Genomic DNA, 20,420 nt, shown 5'->3' on the forward strand with positions numbered 1-20,420 from the left:
AGGTGGGAAAAACTGGATGACTTGAGGTGACAGGAAGTGGTAACAGGAATTGCCACTTGCAAATACGAACATATATTCGCATAATGGAGGGTAGAATAGCAATAGGAGGTGGAGACATGAATAATCCGAGCATCGATTATAGCAGCTATCCTGACCGGGGGCTCCTTTGTGTAGATATGAAAAGCTTTTACGCTAGCTGTGCCGCTATTGACCGGGGTCTTGATCCTCTGACCTGTCCACTTGCCGTGGTTGCAGATATGAACCGGAGAGGAAGCGTCGTCCTTGCTGCCACACCGGCTATGAAAAAGAAATACGGAATCCGTACAGGGAGCCGCTTATTTGAAATTCCATCTGCGCCGGAAATTGTCATCGTCTCCGCACAAATGAAAAAATATTTAGAAGTTTCGACTCAAGTAACGAATCTCTTTCATAAATTCGTGCCGAAAGAAAGAATTCATACCTACAGCGTTGATGAAAGCTTCCTGGAAATCGGGCAAAACAAGGGCAAGTTCGGCATCCCGGAAGAAACGGCTCAGATGATTCTCCATGAATTGAAGGAGACCTTCCATCTGGATGCAGCCATCGGCATTGGACCGAACATGCTGCTTTCCAAGCTGTGTCTCGACTTAGAAGCAAAAAAGACCGGCATCGCTCGCTGGACCTATCATGACTTTCACGAGAAACTGTGGCCGGTTGCACCTCTGTCTGAAATGTGGGGAATTGGTCCGCGTATTGAGCACCGTTTGAATCGTATGGGGATCTGGTCTGTCGGTCAATTGGCGAAATTTCCGCTCGAGCGTTTAGAAAAAACATTCGGGGTCATGGGCAACCAGCTGTATTATCATGCGAACGGAATCGACCATTCCGACCCCGGCGCTCCGATCATCCACGGGCAGTTGAGTTATGGGAAAAGCCAAATACTGATGCGCGATTACCACAAATCCGAAGAAGTGAAATACGTCATACTCGAAATGTGTGAAGAAGTCGCTCGCCGCGCCAGGAGAAAAGGTCACGCAGGAAGGACCATTTCTTTGGGAATCGGGTATAGTAAAAGTGAGGGAGGAGGTTTCCACCGGTCGGTCACCATTGAACATCCAACGAGCATTACGATGGATATCTATCATGCTTGTCTCACTTTATTCGGACGCTTTTACAATGGTGGGGTCGTCAGAAAGATTTCCATCGCCCTCGGCAATATTACAGAAGATGCGAATGTTCAACTCAACCTCTTTGATGATGGGCGTGATAAAAAAAGAGACCTCGGCTACGTCATGGATGAAATCCGCGAACGTTACGGTCAAGATATGCTGCTGCGTGCTGTTTCCTGGACCGAGGCCGGGACCGCCCTTCACCGCAGCCGTCTCGTCGGGGGTCACTATGCTGAATAAACATAAAGATTGCCCCTGGCTCGAGGATTTTTTACAATAGAAGGAACAGGAGGGGATGGATGTATGAAACTGCGTATAACAGAAGAAGCGAAAGACCAGCTGGAACAAATCAGAGACCAAGAACGTCCGCTTATCCGCCTTTTTTATGATACCGAAGGCTGTGGCTGCGGTGTGAACGGTCTGCCGACAATTCGCCTGGAGAAGAAGGAGTACGAGACGGATGAGAAAGTAGACAATGGGGATTATGCCGTCATCATCGATCAGCAGCAAGCCATCTTTTTCAAAAAAGACATGAAGCTTGACTGCGTTAAAGGATCTTTCCGGCTCTCCAGTCCAGACGGTATCCTAAATCCGATTATATCCATTAAAGATGTGAAAGAGGGAGCGACCGTATGAGTAAGAAAAAACAAGAATCCGGTTCACTCGGAGATCAATTGAACGCCGATGTCCTCTCGAAACTGAAATCCAAAAAAACTGAACTCAAACAGCAGGCCGACGAACGTGAAGAACAAGAGAAACAGCGCCGTACCGAAGAGCGCAAGCGTCGTGAGGCCAACAAAAGTTTTGAAGAACTGCTTGAGGAAAGTGAATTGGATTGGAAATCATTCAAGAAGTAAGCACTCTGCATAGAGGGTGCTTATTTTTTTATCTGAAAAATTCTGATAAGCAAAATCTCTCTTACGCCGATATAAATGCTGTTGTGCAGATGAAATTATTAACAAAGCGGATCGACAAATGATGAAACGTAAAAGCGCATTCATCCGTATGTAAGATTAGGGAGTGATCGGGATGCTCGATTTTTTAATATTATTCGGGGTTGGATTGACTGGTATCATTGTTGCTGTCATCGGCTGTGTCATGATTGTAGGGAGGAAATGGCAGCAGCCTGACCAGCAACAGGAAAGTCGGATCCGGAGGCTGGAACAAGAAGTTACAGCTTTGAAAAAAGAGGAACGAGAGGATGGGCGTAGTGATCTGTAAGAAATGTGGAGACGCTTGGACCTTCAGGCAGGCGTTTGTCAGTGGTTTGATGTTGCAAAGGAAAAAAATATGCCCTCAATGCAGAGCGAGACAGTACCCAACAAGAAAATCCCGCCATCGTTCAAGTATGCTTTCCTTTGCAGCTTTTCTTGTATTCCTTATTATTGTTGAAACATTTCAGATGCGGCTAGCCTATTCGCTCGTATTCGCAGGCTTTGTACTCTTAGTGACGGCGGTCGTCAACCCGCTGGTCATTCAACTTTCTAATGAAGAGGAATCGCATTGGTGAAAGGCGGAGCAGGCATAACGATAAAAGAAAGCTCCATAAAGGAGGATGAGATGGATTTTCAATATAGTAACAAAGAAGTATGGAAGAAAAGAGTGAGAAATTCCATCTTTAATGCCATTTCAGGGTTGTTTGTAGTGGGAGTCTCGCTTTATTTATATGGTCGAGTCGAGGGAGTGTTTATTTATACAAGCTCATTACTATTTGGAATTGGACTTTTTCAAACGATCTATTATTTAAGGATGCCGGAAAAGGATTATATCCGCTTCAAAAAGAACTATATGAGTATAAGGCGTGGATTCGCCGTTTCCCCACTGAAAATCGGTTATGACGAAATCGAACGTGTACAACAAATCGATGACATCATTTCTATCCGGACAATAGAAAAAGACGAAGATAACCTTTATTTAGAGTACTTGACAGAGGGGGACGTCCGTAAATTACTCATTGAATTGGAGCGTCGCCTGGGTTCACGTATGAATGAATTTGCCGGGGAGGAGAGTGGTTGATGTTCAAAATCCTGATTTTGATTCTCTTGTTATTGGCGGTTCATCGATTAGTCAGAAAGGAAAGAAAACCTCTCAAATTAGCAGCACTTATTTACTTTACTCTTCTCTCCATTATTTTCATGGCCGGAAGCTTCTACATACGGAAAGAGTACCAACTCAGCTATAATCCGGTCGACGGTGGTTTTTCCAAACACATGGACTGGGTCGCCCCTTTTGCGAATATTTATGTAATCTCACTATTCATATTGATTGCATTTAAATTATTCACTTTGGACAATTGGAACTTTCGCCATATGTGGAGCCGTGTTGTAACATTCGGTTTGCTTGGATTGGCGCTCACGGGAGCTGCATATATCTCTATTTTTGCATTTATTCTGATATTTTACGGGTTCGCCCCATAACGATAAGGAGGAAGATTCATATGAGTCAAACAACCGATCACAATAGTAAAGCATGGGATAAAAAAGTAGAGGCTGGTGTACGGTATACAACCACTGTCAGTCCAGAAACAATTAAAGAAGCAAGAAAGGGAAATTGGACGATCGGAGTTACAGCGGATCGTCAAGTTCCACGAGAGTGGTTCCCAGCTTCCCTGGAAGGGTGTAAAGTATTATGCCTTGCCTCTGGTGGAGGACAACAAGGTCCTGTCCTGGCAGCTGCAGGAGCGGATGTGACCGTATTCGACCTTTCAGCTAAACAGTTGGAGCAGGATGAGCAGGTGGCAGAACGTGAGAACTTATCTTTAAAGACAGTCCAAGGTGATATGACCGAATTGTCTGCTTTTGCCGATGAATCCTTTGATATGATCGTCCATCCTGTAGCAAACGTATTTATTGAAGACGTCCGTCCCGTTTGGTCGGAAGCAGCCCGTGTGCTGAAAGAGCGAGGTGTCTTAATCTCTGGATTCATGAATCCTGTGCTGTATTTGTTTGATGACGAAAAAGAAGAACAAGGGGTATTGGATGTGGCGCATACGATTCCCTATTCCTCTTTGGATGAAGAAGAAGTCATAGAAGGGCAAGCGTTGGAATTCGGTCATACATTAGAAGATCAGCTTCGCGGCCAAACAGCTGCGGGCTTTGCCATTGTTGATATGTATGAAGATGACTTCGGTGGTACAAGAATCATCGATCAACATATTAAAACAATGATGGCAACGAAAGCTGTGAAAATTCGCTTATAACAAAAGGGGGTTTTTTCAATTCGACCCTCTTCCTTCCTTTTTCATGGTCAGGGCGGGAAAAAACGCCTGGTATCGTCAGGAAGTATAGATGAAAGGTTAAAAAGGTCTGCGCTGATGAATGCGCAGACCTTTTTGGGTAAAAAATTTTCATAACAGCATCACCCTTCCTATTAAAAATTCACCGTAATGTGGGCAGGAGATTTCCCGGGGTGAATGGAAGTGAAAGGAGAAAATGAAAAGGAGGTGTTTCGATGCAGACCACTGTCGTCCGTGTCGGGACGATTTATATTCCCGTTCAAGATGTACAAAGGGCTGTAGATTGGTATGAAAATCATTTAGGAGCATCCACCAACTATCAAGATCACGACAAAGCGATCATCGATGTTGCGAATCTGAGTCTTTTTCTAGTGAAAGCTGAACAAAAGCAATCGGCTAACTTTATAGATTGCTACGGGCGTGAACGTTTTTCTTTGACATTCGAGGTAGATGGAGAGGAAGATTTGAGGTCTCTCCACAGCGAGCTGCGGGATAAAGGAGTCCAAACCAGTGAAGTCGAAGACCGGGGGCACCCGGGCGTGAACTTCGTGTTCCAGGATGCTGACGGCAACCTGTTTGATGTTTGGAGTGAGCTGAGCCCAGCCTATTGATCAATTTCGATCCGCCTCATGAAAAAATGACAAAAAGGGTATCCCTCCTGTACATTGGAGATAGTCGACATGTCAGGAGGGAAAAGATGATAAGTGCATTTTTCATATTTTTATTTGCAGGAATTGCAGAGATCGGCGGCGGGTATTTGATCTGGCTTGCGATAAGAGAAGGGAAACCTTTTTATTGGGGCATTCTTGGCGGGTTGTGCCTCGCTTTATATGGAGTGATAGCGACCTTCCAAAGTTTCCCGTCATTCGGGCGGGTGTATGCCGCGTATGGCGGGGTGTTTATTGTCCTCTCCGTCCTTTGGGGGTGGGGGATCGATAAGAAAACACCGGATTTCTATGATTGGATAGGAGCCCTCATCTGTATCGTTGGTGTTTGTGTAATGTTATTTGCACCACGTCATTAAAACAGAGGGAAATGATACATACAATAGTTCGAGGAGTTCCGAGCATACTAGGATATCCGCTCGGGTTTGGAATTTTATGATGGACCACTTGAAAAGAGTTGAACCGTCGGGGGACTGGTTCAGAAGAACTCGGCAATCGTCACCTCTACATTGAAGTTGATCCAATTATCAGTCCAGTCCAAGCACAAACTCAATTTTTAGTGCCCTTTAATCCGGGGCGCTTTTTTCATGGCGGGAGAAAGTATGCTTCGCAGTCGTCGCCATTTCCACCTCTTCAATCGTCTTACAGTAGATAGGTTCGATGTCACCAGATAGCTGGTTCACTTTCCTTTTCATTAAATGGAGGACTCCGACATGCTTGAACCAGTCACCGGGCTCGGCTTCTTTGTGGGACCAGTCTTCCCACGCCAGTGTAAGTGGAGGACTGTAAACCTTCGGACCTTTATGCTGACGCTTACAAGGGCTTTCGGCCATTTCATGAACTCGGCCCGGTGCGGTTTCATCGATGTCATTGAAAAGCTGCGGCCAGAAGTCTTTGCGGGATCCACTATGAGGATGTTCCGAAGCCCATTGGATGATCTCCTCTAATCGGCTATTCACAGAAAAAAGCAGCTCATAAAGCGATCGTCCGAGAAAAACCCGTTCATCAACGGCTGAGAAGTGATGTACCGTGCCCCCGATTATCTTTGTTTTCTGTTGCGCAGACGTATTATAAGGAAAAAGGATGTGATTAAAGTTTAAAGAATCTTGAAATTTGAACAGGATTTTGTCCATGACAGTCTCCATATATTGATGATTGTGGACGACCCTCCTTTCAATATAATGCTGTTCGTTGATGATGAGTGCTTCTGTCAATTCTTCACTCTCACCGTTTACCCAAAAGCGTTCCCAAAATGGCCTCATGAACTTTGATATATTCAAAGCATCAAGCAATTGAAAAAGCGGACGCCCGCACTGCCTGCTTTTTTCATAGAGAAGTAATTGGGGGTAAGCATCTTGGAAAATGAGCCAGTTCCCTCTTTCTAAGAAAATAAAGAAGTCAGTTTGCTCTTTACTTGTCAATAGTTTCGGCAAATACTCCCCTTTTAGATCCGTCATGTTCCATCCCGCGTTGCGCGATACCAGATGAGCAAGTAACGCCCAGTGGATTTCCGGATTTTTTTTGAAAAAAGCGAAATAAGCCTGTGTGCGTGTAACATTATTCAGGTTCGCTTGACTGGTGGCCATCCGTATATCTGCCACCATTCTCCGTTCATTCTCTGATAAATCGGCAAGCTTAGAAGCTGATTTCATCGCTCCCTTCAATTCTTTTTTCAATAGTCTCCATTTGGCTGAGAACATGCCCATGCACTTCCTTGTAACAAATTTATGATTCGGTGCCATCTTCACCTTTGTATTAGTATCTGTTCCATGCTTTTTCCTATGTAAAAAAAGGAAGGATTTTCTATGCTGGCAGCGAATTTTAAGAGAAGGAGGGACATTTAATGAAGATTCCTTTGACGAATGGGGAAAAAGCCAAACTGCGTAAAAGAAAAATGAGAATCGCTCACATACCAGAATTATCAATAGCTGATCTAGCGGAGATCTTGGAAGTTCCGGAAAAACGCGCTCAAGAACTTAAAGGGATAGCTATATTTCAACAGATCCCGTCCATCGGCCATCATCTGGCTGCAAAAATGGTACACAATCTTGGAATCTGTTCATTAGAGGAATTGAAAGGAGCAGATGGGGCGGTGTTGTGCGACAGGCTTGAATTGGAGATGGGGGTGTGGACGGATCCCTGCGTAGAAGATCAGATCCGCTGTCTCGTCCATCATTCGGAGCACCAGGACAGTAAGATGCAGTGGCATCATTTCACCAGCGAGCGAAAGAAATACCGTAGTCATTATGGATATCCTGAAACAAGGCCGAAATTGGCTTGGTATGAATTGAGGGAAGAGCATGCTCACGTACCGGACGATTGACTTGGAGAAGGATCAAGGTGAGATTGTAGAGTTTCGGAAAGATTCATTTATGACCAGTTTCGGTGACATATCAGGGTTCCACAAAAGTAATTACCTTACCTATGTAGAGAAAATGAAAGAGGCTTTCGGAGATGGATTCGTAATGGCTGAGGAGGATGGAAGAACGGTCGGTCAGCTGGAGTTATCGGTGAAAAGGTACGAAGGAAGAGTAATCGGTTATATTCACCTTTTCTATTTAGTGGCTGAAAAAAGAGGCAAAGGATATAGCGGTGCTTTGCAATCTTACGCAATGGATTTCTTTCGAAAGTATCGGGTCGGGGAGTATCACTTGCGAGTAGCACCAGCAAACAGAAGGGCCCGTCAGTTTTATAAGAAAAATGGTATGGTTGATATCGGACCAGAGCTTGACGGAAAAGTGATTCGTATGAAAGGTACCATCTGAAAATTGGATAGGAGGATGTATTATGGAGCATCGTGTCATTTGGGATCACCTTGAAGCAGCTGGAGCGGAACATGTGAAATTGAAAAGGTCAGAGACTCATATGGAAGTGAATGGGACAGTCTTGCTCGTCCACAACCAAATGCCCCACCGACTGGAATATGAAGTGAAATTGGATCTGGATTGGAAGACGAAAACAGTGAAGGTGTATCACGATGGGAGCCCCAAGCCTTTTGTAGTTCATGCTGAAAAACAAGACAAATGGTGGGTCAATGGCGAATATGATGAAAATCTCGATGGAGCGACAAATGTGGATCTGACGTTTACACCTTTTTCGAATATGCTGCCCATCAACCGTGTTTCCTGGAAAATCGGGGAGCGGCGTACATTCAAAATGGTCTATGTTGATGTGATGCTCCGGGAAGTGCAACCATTGCTGCAAGTCTATACCTATCTTGGAGACACAGAGGGGAAGCGGATTTTCCAGTATAAATGCAGAGATTACGAAACAGCGCTCGTCGTTGATCAGGACGGTTGGGTTGTGGAGTACCCAGGTGCCTTCATTCGTAAAGGATTCACTAAAACCGGAGGGATGCTGAAGCAACAGGAAGACCACTCTTTTACAGGGGAGAATAGCACAACCAAAAGTGCTTTTTATTGAACCAATACCATTCGTAAGTGACGACGACGGAATCGATGATGGTTTCGTCTCTTTTTATTGATTATCTTAGGATTTTATAGGATGGAAGACTTGATATCAGATTCATTAAATATCCTGTTCTAATGAAAAACTCGTTTTTATTTAAAAGAGGTGATTTAAATGGAATTTAAAATAATGCCACAATATGGATTCACTCCACAAATCGGTCACTTGGTTGCACAGATGAACTATGCCAGGAAAACAACATTAGATGCTGTAGAGGGCTTGACCACAGCAGAATTGGATTTTTTACCATGTACGGATGGGAATACAATCGGAGCACTCTTATTACATATGGCTGCTGTAGAGAAAGGGTTTCAAATAGAAATTTTTGATGGCCGAACTCCAAACGAAGAGGAAATCCGGGTGTGGGGTTCCTCCTATGATCTTGGTGAAAAAGGTAGAAAGAATATTAGAGGCCACCCATTAGAATTTTATAGATCAAAGCTTGAAGAAGTCAGAGAGAGAACCCTTCATGAATTTTCTGAGTTGACCGATGATTGGTTATACGAAAATAGAGAGTGGGACAATCATTCATCTAATCATTATTTTATCTGGTTCCATGTATTTGAAGATGAAATCAATCACAGGGGACAGATTAGAGTCATAAAAAAATTATTGGCGCAAGAAAGGTCTATCCCCTTATTTGAATAGACGATGAAAGCTTTAGAGGGTGACGTTTGTTTGGGCTTGAATGAAAATTCACCCCTCTGCTGACTGTGATTGTTATGATTTACAATGTTAAAAAAACTGACTTTTCAAGGAGAGAAGAAATGAAAAAAGCACTTTTAGTGATCGATGTCCAAAATGGAATGTTCCAAGAGGGAAATGCCGTATATAAAGGGGATGAGTTTCTCCAAAACTTGAAAGGATTAATTCTCAGGGCACGTTCTTCTGACACACCAGTTATATATGTACAACATAACGAACCAGCGGGGGGATCTTTAGAGTATGGTACTAGCGATTGGGAGATTCATCCACAGATATCGCCACAAAAACATGATGTTATTATTCATAAAACAACCCCCGATTCATTTTTTAATACTTCTTTGAATCAGGAATTGGAAAAATTAGGAGTGGAACATTTGATATTGGCAGGCATTCAAACAGAAGTTTGTGTGGATACAACTTGTAGAAGGGCTTTTAGTATGGATTATAAGATTACTTTAGCTTCAGATACCCATAGGACCTGGGACAGTGAGGAGCTGACAGCTCAGCAAATCATTCAACACCACAATGGCGTATTACGTTGGTTCGCAGATGTTACCCCTTGTAATGATATTGGATTTGGAGTTTGAGTATTGTGTGAAGGGAATCGAATTATGCACAATGAAATGATTCGAAACTCGTTTTTCACGATAAGTCTTTAGAAAAAGGAGCCATGGAGTTGAAAGTACAACAGATTAAACCTGAACAAACGTACAATCTACGACATATTATTTTGCGCCCGCATCAATCTTTTAAAGCCTGTCAGTACGAAACAGATCATGACGACAATGCTTTTCATATCGGGGCGTTTCACAATGATGAGCTGGTCAGTGTCGGCTCCATTTATTTAGAATCACACCCTGAGTTCAATAAATGCAAACAATATCGGTTAAGGGCCATGGCTACGGTTGAGGCATTCCGGAATAAGGGGGCAGGGAGGGCAGTCGTTGATTTCGCTGAGAAGATAATCAAGCATCACGATGGAGAACTTTTATGGTGTAAAGGTAGAACGACTGTTGAAGAATACTATAAAAAGCTTGGCTTCAAACCATTTGGAGAAGTTTTTGATTATCCACCGATCGGTCCTCACCTCATAATGTATAAAAAAATTCAGAAGTAGAAATGAGCAGAAGAAATGCTGCAAAGTGGTCAAGGCAGTATGTTCTGCACTTGCCCCCAGTACAGGAAAAAATCATAAAGAAAAGAATCCTCCCTCATCATTTGGACTAAAAAACAAGCCAAAGGCGGGGGGGTTTTATATTTTATAAAAATGACAGGTTGGGTATATCCAATGCTATATGTACTACATTCATTTTTGAATTGAATGCTGCGATCATAGCCGCACTTCATATGGTTGTTTGCTATGGGAAGATACTACATCAATGGTTATCCCGATCTTGCAGCGATGTCTTCCTTCGTTCTTACGGTGATAAATGTCCCCGTGTCCAGGTGAGTCAAATGAATGTTTCTGTGATATTTTTCAAAAATCATACCCTTCCTCAAAAACCTTTTCTTAATAAGGGTTTTAGAATGCGAATTTTTAAATGTAAGAGAATAACCGCTTATCGCGGACTTTGCTAAAGCATTCACCCTAAAAAGTGGTAATCAGGCCCATTGAGTACGTCTTTAGCTGATATTTTCTAATAAAGCAGCTTTGACAGAAGAGCACAGTTTTATTATCGTCTAATTGAACACTTGACAGAACTTTCAGAAAAAAACGGGGAGGTGATTTTATTCCAACGACTAAAGAAGAAGTAAAAAACTATGTATTTTCTGAACCAGAGAAGTCCGATGGTGCAGCGGTTTATGAAATGATCGAAGCTATCCCGATCCTCGATTTAAATTCATCCTACAGCTATTTGTTATGGTGTGAGTTTTTCAGTGAAACCTCTGTAATTGTGAACGAAGGAAAGGAGACGGTCGGGTTTATTTCAGGCTTCATCAACCCGACCTCGCCCGATACGTTGTTCATCTGGCAAGTCGCAGTAGCGGAAACTGAACGGGGACAAGGCCTTGCGACAAAAATGATTGATAGCATTTTAAATCGCCAGGTTTGCCAAAGTGTGGAATATGTTGAGGCCACGGTTTCACCCTCAAATCAACCCTCGCAAAAACTTTTCAAAGGGTTTGCCGAAAAGAAAAACGTTTCTTGTGACATTAGTGTCTGCTTTGAAGAAGACGATTTTCCAGGGGAGGAACACGAACAAGAAAACACATTCAGAATTGGACCACTAAAAAACTAGGAGGATCTAATATCTATGAATTATTCTAACCAGCACACAGACATGAGCGTTTTTGAAAATCTTGAATCATCCGTACGCAGTTATAGCAGAAGTTTTCCGACGATTTTTGAAAGAGCCAAAGGGCATGAATTGTGGGATGTGAATGGAAATTCCTATATCGACTTTTTTGCAGGTGCCGGAGCTCTGAATTATGGTCATAATCATTCGGATATGCAGGAAAGGTTGATTGAATACATTCAGAGTGATGGGCTTTTACACAGCCTCGATATGGCGACAGGGCCACGTGCCGAGTTTCTGCAAACCTTCCATGATGTAATTTTAGAACCGAGGGGGATGGACTATAAAGTCATGTTCCCGGGCCCGACCGGTACGAACACCGTCGAAAGTGCTCTTAAAATAGCAAGAAAAGTTACCGGACGCGAAAAAGTGGTAACATTTACAAACGCTTTTCACGGCATGACCATCGGTGCACTTTCTGTGACAGGGAACGCATTCAAGCGTCACGGTGCCGGGATCCCACTTACTTACAGTATGGCTATGCCATACGATGACTATATGGACGGTTTCGACTCGTTGAATTATTTGGAAAAAATGATTGAGGATGATGGCAGTGGGATCGATCTGCCTGCCGCTGTCATTTTGGAAACCGTCCAGGGTGAAGGAGGAATCAACGCGGCCAGTTTCGAATGGCTGAAAAAAGTGGAAGAACTGTGCCAACGCCATGGCATCTTCTTGATCATCGATGATGTCCAGGCGGGATGTGGTCGTACCGGAACATTTTTCAGTTTTGAAAAGGCAGGAATCAGTCCGGATGTCATTTGCCTCTCCAAATCAATCAGTGGCAGCGGGCTGCCGATGGCTATTACATTGATTAAACCTGATTATGATCAGTGGGGGCCAGGTGAACATAACGGTACCTTCCGTGGCAATAACTTAGCTTTTGTTACTGCATCAGAAGCATTGAAATACTGGAAATCTGAAGAATTCAGTACATCCATACAGAAGAAAAGCGAAATCTTCCAAAAACGTCTGCATGAATTTGTGGAGTCATATCCTGAATTAGAAGGAGAAGTACGCGGGCGCGGGTTGATGCTGGGAATCGCCAGTGAAAAACCAGGACTTTCTGGTCAGATAGCTGAAAGGGCTTTTGCAGGAGGACTGATTGTCGAAACTTCTGGACCAGACGACGAAGTCCTGAAATTTCTCCCACCGCTGATTATTGATGAAGAAGCCATTACAAAAGGACTCGACATTATAGAAGATAGTATTAAAGCTGTATTAGGCAAGGAGGAAGCAAAAGTATGAAGGTGACCAAACTAGAAGATTTATTAGGTACAGATCGAGAAGTAAAGGATGATAATTGGGCAAGTCGAAGATTCCTTTTGCAAGGAGACAAGGTAGGATTCAGTCTTCATGATACGGTGCTTTATGCTGGGACTGAAACGTATATTTGGTATAAGAACCATATCGAAGCAGTTTATTGTATTGAAGGCGAAGCAGAAATTGAAACAGTGGATGATGGTAAGAAATATCAAATCAAGCCAGGGACTATGTACTGCCTGGATGGTCATGAAAAGCATTACCTGCGGGCAATAACCGACTTCCGTGTCGTTTGTGTCTTTAATCCGGCCCTAGTCGGAGATGAAATACACGATGAAGATGGTGTATATAAGCTGCCGGAAGAAAGTAAATAAGCAAAGCAAAGAGGACTTCCGATAAACAGGAAGTCCTCTTTTTTTTTCAGGCAGACTTGAAGGTTACAGTTTCCCCGGTGGTAAGTATGTATGCAAACGCTTTTTGTTGCTGCGGCTATAAATACTCATTTACGCCGATAAAATCCGCAATCACAACGAACCTCCCTTTACATATGCAAAATTGAATAAATCCAATCGAATGCATTCCTGAAACTTATCGAATTCCAATTTATTGAAACTTTTCATGATGTTTTCCGTATGGATAGTAAAAGAAAGGGAGTGGCACAAGTGTGGACATATTTATGGGTGGTTGTAATAATCGCCGGGCTTTTTTTCTTATTCAATTGGTTGATGGGCTACAGAAAAGGTCATATGCAAATAGATTTTGATGAGCGGTTTAGGAATCATAAAGAGTATGTGTTAGCGATTCAGAAAGAACTTGAAAATAAAGGGCACAAAGTCAGTTACGAGGGCAATTATAAATTTTACATAGATGGCAGGTCTTATGTGTTTATCGAAAGAAATGTGAACATGGGAGGGGTTCCTTTGCAACGGACAATCTTGAAACCTGTGAAATGGTGATATGGATGGGTACTCCCGTTTCGAAAGCTAACAATCCTAAGGGGATGGTCAAGAAATGAGAGAGTGGTGGGAAAGTAAAAGACAAGTATTGAGAGATAAGAGAGAAGGGGAAGGGAGATATAGATTTTCTGATTTCATAACAGAAGTTTTGTGTTGGGTCCCTGAACTGCTTATTTTCCCTTTCCGGCTTCTCTATTGGTTTGTGAAAGGAATTGGAAGGTTGATTGGATTCATCCTTGACCTCACTTGAAGTGGGGAGGGAAGCCTGTAAAAGAAGCTATCCTTTTCATGGCTTCCATCCTTCGAAAATTTTAACTGTATAACGTTATACATGAATCTTAAAGCTTCCGATGTCTCAAAAGGCTCAATATGAATATGGATGGTAATAATAATTATATGATGGGTTCCTGTAAGGCATAGCTGGTTGAGGATAGGGATATGGATAGTTGGTTTGTTTTTGATTGGCTTGTGCCTGGTTATTTGAACAGGACGGTCCAATATAAGTACTTGGCTGTACAGGGGCTGTCGTTTTGATCCAATCCTTTTCATCCATACAATAGGTATGAGCCATTACCTGAGACGGGGTGAACTTCAAGATATCGGATCCTAATATTACTTCTGGTGTAGGGGCATCAAAGATAGCTAGTAAATGAGTGTTGTCTTCGGTCGCTTCTTCATAATGCCACCAGCCTTGAGGAACATTGGCTACTTGCCCCGGGGTAATGGTGAAGTTGAGGATTTCTTTTGTGAAGGGGTTCAACATAGACACTACAGCTGAGCCTGATATGCAATAGACGAGCTCGGCAGCATTTTGGTGATAATGGGGTTCAACGACATTATGCTTGCTAAGGTAGATATCAAGAAGGGAGGAATTCTCAAGAGTATTCAACTGGCTTACGCCAAGGATGTTGATTAAGTTTTGGTCATCTTTTTTGAACAGGGTGCTTCCATTGAGGTCAAAAGCAAACTGAGCTTGAGGGGAAGTGTAGTCCATATATTTTGTCATCCTTCTCACCGTCACTTTCATATTTGATACGTATTCACTATTTTACATATATATGGATAACTGGATGAATTGTGATTATAAAAGTGCTTGAAGGAATATGGGAGTGCCTGGGACACATTTTATTCATCTTCCTGCTGTCGGAGTTATTCGGATTCTATATTAAGCATAAGGAGATGGTTCAATGGATCAAGTCCTTTTGTTCGGCGTGCTGTTGACTTTATTTTCATTATTGACCATCAAAAAATTGAAAGAAGAGACGAATGTCCAAAAATTCTTTCACATCTCATCCCTCATCATTGGTCTTGTGTTATTGATTCTCTTTTCCATTCAATTCTCTACATTTCTAGAATAGTCATTTTTTCAACGGAGTGGGTTGAATCCTGCATAATCGTGCAGGAAATATCGGATGCGCCTCAGGATTCCCTGCTATTCTTTTGTAGAAGGGAGGTTTTGCAGATGGATTCGCTTAAAAGAATGAACGAATCTTTAAATTATATTGAGCAGAATTTGACGGAGGAAATTGATTATAAAAAAGTAGCCTTGATCGCTCAGTGTTCAGAATATCACTTCAAGCGTATGTTCTCTTTCCTTGCAGGGGTTTCTCTTTCGGAATATATCCGGCGCAGACGATTGACTTGTGCAGCCCTGGAATTAAGGAAAAGCAGGGAACGGATCATTGATATTGCACTTGAATATGGGTATCAATCAGCAGATGCTTTCACGAGAGCTTTTCAAGGTTTACATGGAATTACTCCGTCAGCAGCTCGGAAGAATAGTCACTCGTTAAAAGCTTTTCCACGCATGACCTTCCACTTGACCATTGAAGGAGGAAGTGAAATGAATTATCGCATGGAAGAGAAAGAACCGTTTCGGATTATCGGAATCAAGAAAAGAGTACCGATCATATTTGATGGGGTGAACCCGGATATTGCCGACATGTGGAAATCATTAAGTGAGGATAAAATCGAGCGCTTGAAAGCTCTTTCGAACATAGAACCAGAGGGGTTAATCAGTGCGTCCACGAACTTTTCAGAAGGACGCATGGAGGAAAAAGGAGAGCTGGATCATTATATTGGGGCAGCAACCATAAAAGATTGTCCCGACGATTTCACCATGCTGGAGGTGCCTGCATCGACCTGGGCGGTATTCGAAGCCATCGGACCATTCCCGGATGCGCTTCAGGAAGTATGGGGGAAGGTTTACTCGGAATGGTTTCCGACTTCAGATTATGAGCAGGTTGCAGGTCCTGAAATTCTTTGGAATGAAAATAATGAAGTGCATTCAGAAAAGTTCAAAAGTGAAATTTGGATTCCGGTCCGGAAAAAATAATACACTATCCAAAGCCATGTAAAAGGAGGCGCTTATTTTTAAGCGCCTCCTTTCATCACTTATTCATAATGTCTGCAACAATTTCATAAGAACGTAAACGAGCGTCATGATCGTAAATCTGGGAAATGACCATCATTTCGTCTGCTTGTGTATCCATTTGGAATTTCTCGAGCTTTTCACGGACGGTGTCAGCGCTCCCGATAATGGAGGCTCCTAATTGCTGCTGAAGTGCCGCTTCCTCCTGTGTTGTCCAGATCTCATCCATATCATCGACAGGCGGCTGCAGTAATTTGTTCGTATTCCGGACAAGGTTAAGGAATTGCTGTTGGAGCGAGGTGGCTAAACGTTGCGCTTCCTCGTCAGTATCCGCTGCAATCACGTTTACACCAACCATCACATAAGGCTCGTCCAAAGTTTCAGAAGGCTGGAAGCTCTGCCGGTATAACCGAAGAGCACCATGAGTATTGTTCGGTGAAAAGTGGCTGGCAAAGGAGAATGGTAAACCGAGCTGTCCAGCGAGTTGAGCGCTGAAACCGCTTGATCCTAACAACCATATCGGAACATTCAATCCTTCTCCTGGAATTGCTCTGATCCGGCTGTCTCCAGTAAAATATCCGCGCAGCTCATCAAGCTGTTCTGGAAAATCATCCGGATTGCTGTTTCCATTTCGTCTCAGTGCCTGCGCGGTCAGCTGGTCTGTCCCTGGGGCGCGTCCGAGTCCGAGATCGACCCGGTCGGGGAAAAGTGTTTCTAATGTGCCGAATTGTTCCGCAACTATCAGTGGTGCATGGTTTGGGAGCATCACTCCGCCTGAACCGACGCGAATAGTTGATGTATGATGTAACACGTGACTGATGGCAATCGATGTGGCGGAGCTTGCGATAAATGGCATGTTGTGATGTTCAGCCATCCAGTAGCGCGTAAAACCCCATTCCTCCACATGCTTTGCCAAGTCTATCGTATTACGAAAAGAATCCCCAGGCGTGCCTCCTTCAATGACCGGGGCAAGGTCCAAAACGGAAAACTTCGTATTCTTCAAAGGTATATCTGTCATGATTTCATCCTCATTTCTTTGCAAAATTCATATTTTGTCTATCTTATCAATTTTGTTTCGTGTCTCAAAATATTTTGTTCGTAATGATAGTTTGAAACTTCAGAGGTCTATTTACGTCTAATTTGGTGAGAGGAGCATATCTATGCGACAACTTTTTTCAGTCCTTGTATCTCTTGTATTCTTTTTATCTGCCTTTCTTCTATGGCCGAATGTCACACTGGCTACTTCCTGGGAGTATCCGTTCGTCGTCTGGGATGGGTATATTTATGTGATCACAGATGAGTATGTAGAAGAAGTAAATGAACCAGTCGGCAAAGTAACGCGATATTCAGATATGCACCAAGACACGGGAAACTTTTCAAATTTCTATAAAAAAGGAACCACCTATTTTTCTATCGTAAAAACGGACACGGATGAAGCCATTGCTATTGAAGAGGCAGAGGACCTTTATCGGAAGGCAGTTAGAGAAAAGCCTTATACATATGAAGGGGGAGGAGGGGATAACTCGAATTGGAATAACTTCCTGGGGGACACTCATGAGGAAACCAAGGAAGAAAGGCATCTAATTGGCGGGTCGATCCTGCTAGGCGTTCTTTTAGCAATTATGGGACTTGTTGGATACTACCTGTTCAGCAAAAGAAGGGGAAATTCAGCAAAGTAATCGAAGTGCAGATGCTTACCATGATAAATTGAAAAGAATCATCAAGATGAAAGGAGGAAACGGCCGATTTGTTGGATAAACTGAAATCTCTTTTTTCGAAAAGACAATGCACCATCTGCAGCCAACAAGCAAAAGCTCCTCAACCTTATTATAACGACAAAGGTGAACGGGTATTTGTATGTAAGAAATGTGTACCATATGCGGAGCGACGGGCGATGAGGAAAGAAAAAACATGAAAGGATAGCTTGTGTGAAATCTTCATCCTCATTATTCCATAAGTCAATGATATAATAATAGTATAGTTTCCTACTAAAGCTGTCGCTTATCACAGTCTTTATCATGCCAAAGAAAACCTTCTCTTAAAATCCATCCCGTTCCTTCAAAAATCCTTTGCTCTTGTGCAAACCATCCATTTTTCAGTAGAGGGCTGTTACAGGAAGTCTGGTTACTTATACTTTTCATTTCGAAGGAGGCATGCGATGGACAACATTAAAGAAACGGTCTTAGAGGTGATTTTGTCGATCCTGCCCATAACTGTTGTGATTACGATTTTGCAATTCACCCTGGTCTGGCTCCCTCTCGAGATGTTTCTCCAATTTTTAATTGGAGTACTGATGGTGGGAATCGGTCTGATTCTTTTTTTGTTAGGTGTGAACATCGGTTTACTCCCAGTTGGTGAGATGATCGGTTCGGCTTTATCCAAAACGAAAATGGTCTGGCTGATTGTATTCTTCGGATTTTTATTGGGTCTTGTGGTAACGATAGCAGAGCCGGATGTTAGAGTCCTCGCCTCGCAGGTAGACCAAGTTTCCGGTGGAGCGATCCCCCGTGATATTTTAATTATAGCTGTTGCTTTAGGGGTGGGGATTTTTGTAGCGATCGCTATGCTCAGAATCATTTTCAACATAAATATCATCTATATATTGGCTGTCGGTTACAGCCTTGTGTTTTTACTTGCTGCGTTCACACCTTCCCATTTTGTGCCGATCTCATTTGATTCAGGTGGGGTGACGACAGGTCCGTTGACCGTTCCTTTCATCTTATCTTTAGGAGTAGGGGTAGTCACAGTCATGAAGGGAAAAACCTCAACAAGCGATGGATTCGGTCTTGTCGCCCTTGCCTCCATCGGCCCGATTTTATCTGTGCTCATCTTAGGGGTGATTTACGGGTGAAGATTACAACATTTGAAGGTTTTGGACATGTGTTTCTGGATGTCGCCACCGCTTTGATTCCACTGCTATTTCTATTTCTCATTTTTCAGATCATCTTTCTTAAACTCCCGCTAAAAAAGCTGCAAGACATCGGAGTCGGTTTCCTTTTGACATTCCTTGGTCTTGCTTTTTTCTTACAAGGAGTACACATCGGCTTTCTTCCTATAGGGGAAATGATGGGGCAGAAGCTTGGAGCCATCGATCATATTTGGTTGTTAGTTCCTATTGGTTTCGTGCTCGGATTCGTAGCCATCTACGCAGAACCAGCAGTCAGCGTTTTGACCCATCAGGTTGAAAAAGTGTCCGGGGGTTACATTCCTCAAAAAGTGCTGCTTTACACACTGAGTATAGGAGTGGGGCTATCCATCGCTTTATCAATGGTACGGATCATTCTCGGAATCCCTATTTGGTATTTTGTGGTCCCAGGCTACATTATTGCACTGATTATAGTAAAATATTCTACGAAAACGTTTACTTCTATCGCCTTCGATTCGGGAGGGGTGGCCACAGGGCCGATGACCGCGACTTTCATATTAGCCTTGTTTGTAGGCATTGCATCAGTTACAGATGGACGTGATCCTCTTCTTGATGGCTTCGGTATGGTAGCTCTTGTCGCTTTGTCCCCCATTTTATCAGTCCTCACCTTAGGGATAATTTATAGACGGAAGGAGCAGGAGCAATATGAAAAAGACCAAATCCGGACAAAAGCTCATAGTAACGATCGTTAAAAAAGAAAAAGCGAAAAAAGTTGTTCATGCCTCTACATTAGCTGGCGCGCAAGGCGGAACCACTTTTTTTGGTAAAGGATTTCGCATCAATGAGAAGAAAAGGTTCTTGGGTATTCCAGTTGAACGGGAGAGGGAAGTCATATTGACTCTTGTCTCTGATTCCATCTACCACAAGGTGATGAATGCCATCATTGAATCTGTGAAGCTGAATAAACCACAGCATGGGATCGGGTTTGTCATAGATACGAAAAGAATCAGTGGTATATCTCATATGCTCGGCTTGGGGATTGAAAACGAAGAATATAGTAATGAGAGTGAGATGAAGCAAATGGACATCCAAAAGTTTTCCTATGATTTGATTGTAACGATTGTGAATAAAGGAGATTCTGATAAAGTTGTCGATGCTTCTAAGAGTGCAGGAGCGGAAGGTGGAACGATTATTTCGGGACGGGGGACAGGTATCCACGAGAAAGCTAAGCTGTTCAACATCCTCATTGAACCTGAAAAAGAGGTAATATTGACGCTGATTATAAAAGAAAAAACGGAAGCGGTTTTAAAAGCTATCGAAAGCGGAGCCGGGCTGGATCAACCTGGTAAAGGGATTGCGTTCGTGCTGGATGTCGACCAGACGGTGGGAATCAATCACCTGTTAAATTCACAAGTCAGTGACGAAATGAAATGACCGGAAAAGGGG

General features: G+C 43.0%; 29 protein-coding genes. 26 read left to right on the forward strand and 3 right to left on the reverse strand.

The genetic code is table 11. From position 1 onward, the window contains the following. The first annotated feature begins 116 nt into the window (after positions 1-116). From HLI_RS19515 to HLI_RS19560, 10 genes are all read left to right on the forward strand, one after another. Positions 117-1,388, forward strand: coding sequence for a Y-family DNA polymerase (locus tag HLI_RS19515; RefSeq protein ID WP_128526565.1), 1,272 nt, complete (start codon positions 117-119; stop codon positions 1,386-1,388). A 63-nt stretch (positions 1,389-1,451) separates the two neighbouring features. Then, a complete protein-coding gene (locus tag HLI_RS19520) occupies positions 1,452-1,784 on the forward strand; it encodes an iron-sulfur cluster biosynthesis family protein (protein WP_128526566.1) in 333 nt (110 codons plus the stop codon). Beyond that, positions 1,781-2,005, forward strand: coding sequence for a YqkE family protein (locus tag HLI_RS19525; protein WP_128526567.1), 225 nt, complete (start codon positions 1,781-1,783; stop codon positions 2,003-2,005). Before HLI_RS19520 ends, HLI_RS19525 begins: the two co-directional genes overlap by 4 nt. Positions 2,006-2,177: 172 nt before the next feature. Next, positions 2,178-2,369, forward strand: coding sequence for a tetratricopeptide repeat protein (locus tag HLI_RS19530; RefSeq protein WP_128526568.1), 192 nt, complete (start codon positions 2,178-2,180; stop codon positions 2,367-2,369). Next, positions 2,350-2,658: a TIGR04104 family putative zinc finger protein gene (locus HLI_RS19535; RefSeq protein ID WP_128526569.1), complete on the forward strand. Its 309-nt coding sequence runs from the start codon at positions 2,350-2,352 to the stop codon at positions 2,656-2,658. Before HLI_RS19530 ends, HLI_RS19535 begins: the two co-directional genes overlap by 20 nt. A 50-nt stretch (positions 2,659-2,708) precedes the next feature. Then, a complete protein-coding gene (locus tag HLI_RS19540) occupies positions 2,709-3,164 on the forward strand; it encodes a hypothetical protein (RefSeq protein ID WP_128526570.1) in 456 nt (151 codons plus the stop codon). Next, a complete protein-coding gene (locus tag HLI_RS19545; protein WP_128526571.1) occupies positions 3,164-3,565 on the forward strand; it encodes a hypothetical protein in 402 nt (133 codons plus the stop codon). The genes HLI_RS19540 and HLI_RS19545 overlap by 1 nt, the downstream gene beginning before the upstream one ends. A gap of 20 nt (positions 3,566-3,585) precedes the next feature. Then, entirely contained in the window at positions 3,586-4,347 is a 762-nt protein-coding gene (locus HLI_RS19550; protein WP_128526572.1) for a class I SAM-dependent methyltransferase, read from the forward strand. A gap of 251 nt (positions 4,348-4,598) precedes the next feature. Beyond that, the gene (locus tag HLI_RS19555) at positions 4,599-4,994 is read left to right on the forward strand and encodes a VOC family protein (protein ID WP_128526573.1); all 396 of its coding nucleotides are present in this window, start codon (positions 4,599-4,601) and stop codon (positions 4,992-4,994) included. 86 nt (positions 4,995-5,080) lie between these two features. Continuing rightward, the gene (locus HLI_RS19560) at positions 5,081-5,407 is read left to right on the forward strand and encodes a YnfA family protein (RefSeq protein WP_128526574.1); all 327 of its coding nucleotides are present in this window, start codon (positions 5,081-5,083) and stop codon (positions 5,405-5,407) included. Positions 5,408-5,614: 207 nt separating this feature from the next. Here the strand turns inward: HLI_RS19560 and HLI_RS19565 are convergent, their stop codons facing one another. Continuing rightward, positions 5,615-6,748 carry a DUF2515 family protein gene (locus HLI_RS19565; RefSeq protein WP_128526575.1) on the reverse strand — a complete coding sequence of 378 codons (1,134 nt, stop codon included), beginning with the start codon at positions 6,746-6,748 and terminating at the stop codon, positions 5,615-5,617. Between the two features lie 143 nt (positions 6,749-6,891). On the opposite strand from HLI_RS19565, the gene HLI_RS19570 reads away from it, so the two are divergent. The 10 genes from HLI_RS19570 to HLI_RS19615 all read left to right on the forward strand — a co-directional run bounded on the left by HLI_RS19570 (position 6,892) and on the right by HLI_RS19615 (position 13,737). Continuing rightward, positions 6,892-7,371, forward strand: coding sequence for a helix-hairpin-helix domain-containing protein (locus HLI_RS19570; RefSeq protein WP_128526576.1), 480 nt, complete (start codon positions 6,892-6,894; stop codon positions 7,369-7,371). Then, the gene (locus tag HLI_RS19575; RefSeq protein WP_128526577.1) at positions 7,349-7,813 is read left to right on the forward strand and encodes a GNAT family N-acetyltransferase; all 465 of its coding nucleotides are present in this window, start codon (positions 7,349-7,351) and stop codon (positions 7,811-7,813) included. The genes HLI_RS19570 and HLI_RS19575 overlap by 23 nt, the downstream gene beginning before the upstream one ends. Before the next feature lie 22 nt (positions 7,814-7,835). Then, a complete protein-coding gene (locus HLI_RS19580; RefSeq protein ID WP_128526578.1) occupies positions 7,836-8,471 on the forward strand; it encodes a putative glycolipid-binding domain-containing protein in 636 nt (211 codons plus the stop codon). Positions 8,472-8,630: 159 nt separating this feature from the next. Continuing rightward, a complete protein-coding gene (locus HLI_RS19585; RefSeq protein WP_128526579.1) occupies positions 8,631-9,164 on the forward strand; it encodes a DinB family protein in 534 nt (177 codons plus the stop codon). A gap of 119 nt (positions 9,165-9,283) precedes the next feature. Then, positions 9,284-9,808: a cysteine hydrolase family protein gene (locus HLI_RS19590; protein WP_128526580.1), complete on the forward strand. Its 525-nt coding sequence runs from the start codon at positions 9,284-9,286 to the stop codon at positions 9,806-9,808. A gap of 83 nt (positions 9,809-9,891) precedes the next feature. Further along, on the forward strand, positions 9,892-10,338 hold the full coding sequence (locus tag HLI_RS19595) for a GNAT family N-acetyltransferase (RefSeq protein ID WP_128526581.1): 447 nt from the start codon (positions 9,892-9,894) through the stop codon (positions 10,336-10,338). Between the two features lie 691 nt (positions 10,339-11,029). Then, complete coding sequence (ectA, locus tag HLI_RS19600; protein WP_128526582.1) at positions 11,030-11,461, forward strand: diaminobutyrate acetyltransferase; 432 nt, start codon at positions 11,030-11,032, stop codon at positions 11,459-11,461. A gap of 15 nt (positions 11,462-11,476) precedes the next feature. Then, complete coding sequence (gene ectB, locus HLI_RS19605; RefSeq protein WP_128526583.1) at positions 11,477-12,766, forward strand: diaminobutyrate--2-oxoglutarate transaminase; 1,290 nt, start codon at positions 11,477-11,479, stop codon at positions 12,764-12,766. Further along, entirely contained in the window at positions 12,763-13,155 is a 393-nt protein-coding gene (locus HLI_RS19610) for an ectoine synthase (RefSeq protein WP_128526584.1), read from the forward strand. Before ectB ends, HLI_RS19610 begins: the two co-directional genes overlap by 4 nt. Before the next feature lie 288 nt (positions 13,156-13,443). After that, positions 13,444-13,737 (forward strand): hypothetical protein, encoded by a 294-nt coding sequence (locus HLI_RS19615; protein ID WP_241655893.1) that lies wholly within the window; start codon positions 13,444-13,446, stop codon positions 13,735-13,737. Between the two features lie 364 nt (positions 13,738-14,101). Here the strand turns inward: HLI_RS19615 and HLI_RS19625 are convergent, their stop codons facing one another. After that, positions 14,102-14,743 (reverse strand): cupin domain-containing protein, encoded by a 642-nt coding sequence (locus tag HLI_RS19625; RefSeq protein ID WP_128526587.1) that lies wholly within the window; start codon positions 14,741-14,743, stop codon positions 14,102-14,104. A 181-nt stretch (positions 14,744-14,924) separates the two neighbouring features. Between HLI_RS19625 and HLI_RS21815 the strand changes: the two genes are divergently transcribed. Both HLI_RS21815 and HLI_RS19630 read left to right on the forward strand, forming a co-directional pair. Beyond that, positions 14,925-15,095, forward strand: coding sequence for a hypothetical protein (locus tag HLI_RS21815; protein ID WP_164908608.1), 171 nt, complete (start codon positions 14,925-14,927; stop codon positions 15,093-15,095). 104 nt (positions 15,096-15,199) lie between these two features. Further along, positions 15,200-16,072, forward strand: coding sequence for an AraC family transcriptional regulator (locus HLI_RS19630; RefSeq protein ID WP_128526588.1), 873 nt, complete (start codon positions 15,200-15,202; stop codon positions 16,070-16,072). Between the two features lie 55 nt (positions 16,073-16,127). On the opposite strand, the gene HLI_RS19635 is transcribed toward HLI_RS19630, so the two are convergent. Continuing rightward, positions 16,128-17,126: an LLM class flavin-dependent oxidoreductase gene (locus HLI_RS19635; protein ID WP_128526589.1), complete on the reverse strand. Its 999-nt coding sequence runs from the start codon at positions 17,124-17,126 to the stop codon at positions 16,128-16,130. Between the two features lie 142 nt (positions 17,127-17,268). On the opposite strand from HLI_RS19635, the gene HLI_RS19640 reads away from it, so the two are divergent. The 4 genes from HLI_RS19640 to HLI_RS19655 all read left to right on the forward strand — a co-directional run bounded on the left by HLI_RS19640 (position 17,269) and on the right by HLI_RS19655 (position 20,408). Continuing rightward, complete coding sequence (locus HLI_RS19640; protein ID WP_128526590.1) at positions 17,269-17,787, forward strand: hypothetical protein; 519 nt, start codon at positions 17,269-17,271, stop codon at positions 17,785-17,787. A 479-nt stretch (positions 17,788-18,266) separates the two neighbouring features. After that, a complete protein-coding gene (locus HLI_RS19645; RefSeq protein WP_128526591.1) occupies positions 18,267-18,959 on the forward strand; it encodes a DUF1538 domain-containing protein in 693 nt (230 codons plus the stop codon). After that, positions 18,956-19,726 carry a DUF1538 domain-containing protein gene (locus HLI_RS19650; RefSeq protein ID WP_128526592.1) on the forward strand — a complete coding sequence of 257 codons (771 nt, stop codon included), beginning with the start codon at positions 18,956-18,958 and terminating at the stop codon, positions 19,724-19,726. Before HLI_RS19645 ends, HLI_RS19650 begins: the two co-directional genes overlap by 4 nt. Then, on the forward strand, positions 19,680-20,408 hold the full coding sequence (locus tag HLI_RS19655) for a P-II family nitrogen regulator (protein ID WP_128526593.1): 729 nt from the start codon (positions 19,680-19,682) through the stop codon (positions 20,406-20,408). Before HLI_RS19650 ends, HLI_RS19655 begins: the two co-directional genes overlap by 47 nt. The last annotated feature ends 12 nt before the right edge of the window (positions 20,409-20,420 follow it).

It is taken from the genome of Halobacillus litoralis, assembly GCF_004101865.1.
GTDB classification, from domain to species: Bacteria; Bacillota; Bacilli; order Bacillales; family Halobacillaceae; genus Halobacillus; species Halobacillus litoralis_A.

Bases quoted from the DNA above. Each gene is read 5' to 3' on its own strand.
- HLI_RS19515 (WP_128526565.1), top strand. From the start codon at position 117: ATGAATAATCCGAGCATCGATTATAGCAGCTATCCTGACCGGGGGCTC.
- HLI_RS19520 (WP_128526566.1), top strand. From the start codon at position 1,452: ATGAAACTGCGTATAACAGAAGAAGCGAAAGACCAGCTGGAACAAATC.
- HLI_RS19525 (WP_128526567.1), top strand. From the start codon at position 1,781: ATGAGTAAGAAAAAACAAGAATCCGGTTCACTCGGAGATCAATTGAAC.
- HLI_RS19530 (WP_128526568.1), top strand. From the start codon at position 2,178: ATGCTCGATTTTTTAATATTATTCGGGGTTGGATTGACTGGTATCATT.
- HLI_RS19535 (WP_128526569.1), top strand. From the start codon at position 2,350: ATGGGCGTAGTGATCTGTAAGAAATGTGGAGACGCTTGGACCTTCAGG.
- HLI_RS19540 (WP_128526570.1), top strand. From the start codon at position 2,709: ATGGATTTTCAATATAGTAACAAAGAAGTATGGAAGAAAAGAGTGAGA.
- HLI_RS19545 (WP_128526571.1), top strand. From the start codon at position 3,164: ATGTTCAAAATCCTGATTTTGATTCTCTTGTTATTGGCGGTTCATCGA.
- HLI_RS19550 (WP_128526572.1), top strand. From the start codon at position 3,586: ATGAGTCAAACAACCGATCACAATAGTAAAGCATGGGATAAAAAAGTA.
- HLI_RS19555 (WP_128526573.1), top strand. From the start codon at position 4,599: ATGCAGACCACTGTCGTCCGTGTCGGGACGATTTATATTCCCGTTCAA.
- HLI_RS19560 (WP_128526574.1), top strand. From the start codon at position 5,081: ATGATAAGTGCATTTTTCATATTTTTATTTGCAGGAATTGCAGAGATC.
- HLI_RS19565 (WP_128526575.1), bottom strand. From the start codon at position 6,748: ATGTTCTCAGCCAAATGGAGACTATTGAAAAAAGAATTGAAGGGAGCG.
- HLI_RS19570 (WP_128526576.1), top strand. From the start codon at position 6,892: ATGAAGATTCCTTTGACGAATGGGGAAAAAGCCAAACTGCGTAAAAGA.
- HLI_RS19575 (WP_128526577.1), top strand. From the start codon at position 7,349: ATGCTCACGTACCGGACGATTGACTTGGAGAAGGATCAAGGTGAGATT.
- HLI_RS19580 (WP_128526578.1), top strand. From the start codon at position 7,836: ATGGAGCATCGTGTCATTTGGGATCACCTTGAAGCAGCTGGAGCGGAA.
- HLI_RS19585 (WP_128526579.1), top strand. From the start codon at position 8,631: ATGGAATTTAAAATAATGCCACAATATGGATTCACTCCACAAATCGGT.
- HLI_RS19590 (WP_128526580.1), top strand. From the start codon at position 9,284: ATGAAAAAAGCACTTTTAGTGATCGATGTCCAAAATGGAATGTTCCAA.
- HLI_RS19595 (WP_128526581.1), top strand. From the start codon at position 9,892: ATGGAGTTGAAAGTACAACAGATTAAACCTGAACAAACGTACAATCTA.
- ectA (WP_128526582.1), top strand. From the start codon at position 11,030: ATGATCGAAGCTATCCCGATCCTCGATTTAAATTCATCCTACAGCTAT.
- ectB (WP_128526583.1), top strand. From the start codon at position 11,477: ATGAATTATTCTAACCAGCACACAGACATGAGCGTTTTTGAAAATCTT.
- HLI_RS19610 (WP_128526584.1), top strand. From the start codon at position 12,763: ATGAAGGTGACCAAACTAGAAGATTTATTAGGTACAGATCGAGAAGTA.
- HLI_RS19625 (WP_128526587.1), bottom strand. From the start codon at position 14,743: ATGACAAAATATATGGACTACACTTCCCCTCAAGCTCAGTTTGCTTTT.
- HLI_RS21815 (WP_164908608.1), top strand. From the start codon at position 14,925: ATGGATCAAGTCCTTTTGTTCGGCGTGCTGTTGACTTTATTTTCATTA.
- HLI_RS19630 (WP_128526588.1), top strand. From the start codon at position 15,200: ATGGATTCGCTTAAAAGAATGAACGAATCTTTAAATTATATTGAGCAG.
- HLI_RS19635 (WP_128526589.1), bottom strand. From the start codon at position 17,126: ATGACAGATATACCTTTGAAGAATACGAAGTTTTCCGTTTTGGACCTT.
- HLI_RS19640 (WP_128526590.1), top strand. From the start codon at position 17,269: ATGCGACAACTTTTTTCAGTCCTTGTATCTCTTGTATTCTTTTTATCT.
- HLI_RS19645 (WP_128526591.1), top strand. From the start codon at position 18,267: ATGGACAACATTAAAGAAACGGTCTTAGAGGTGATTTTGTCGATCCTG.
- HLI_RS19655 (WP_128526593.1), top strand. From the start codon at position 19,680: ATGAAAAAGACCAAATCCGGACAAAAGCTCATAGTAACGATCGTTAAA.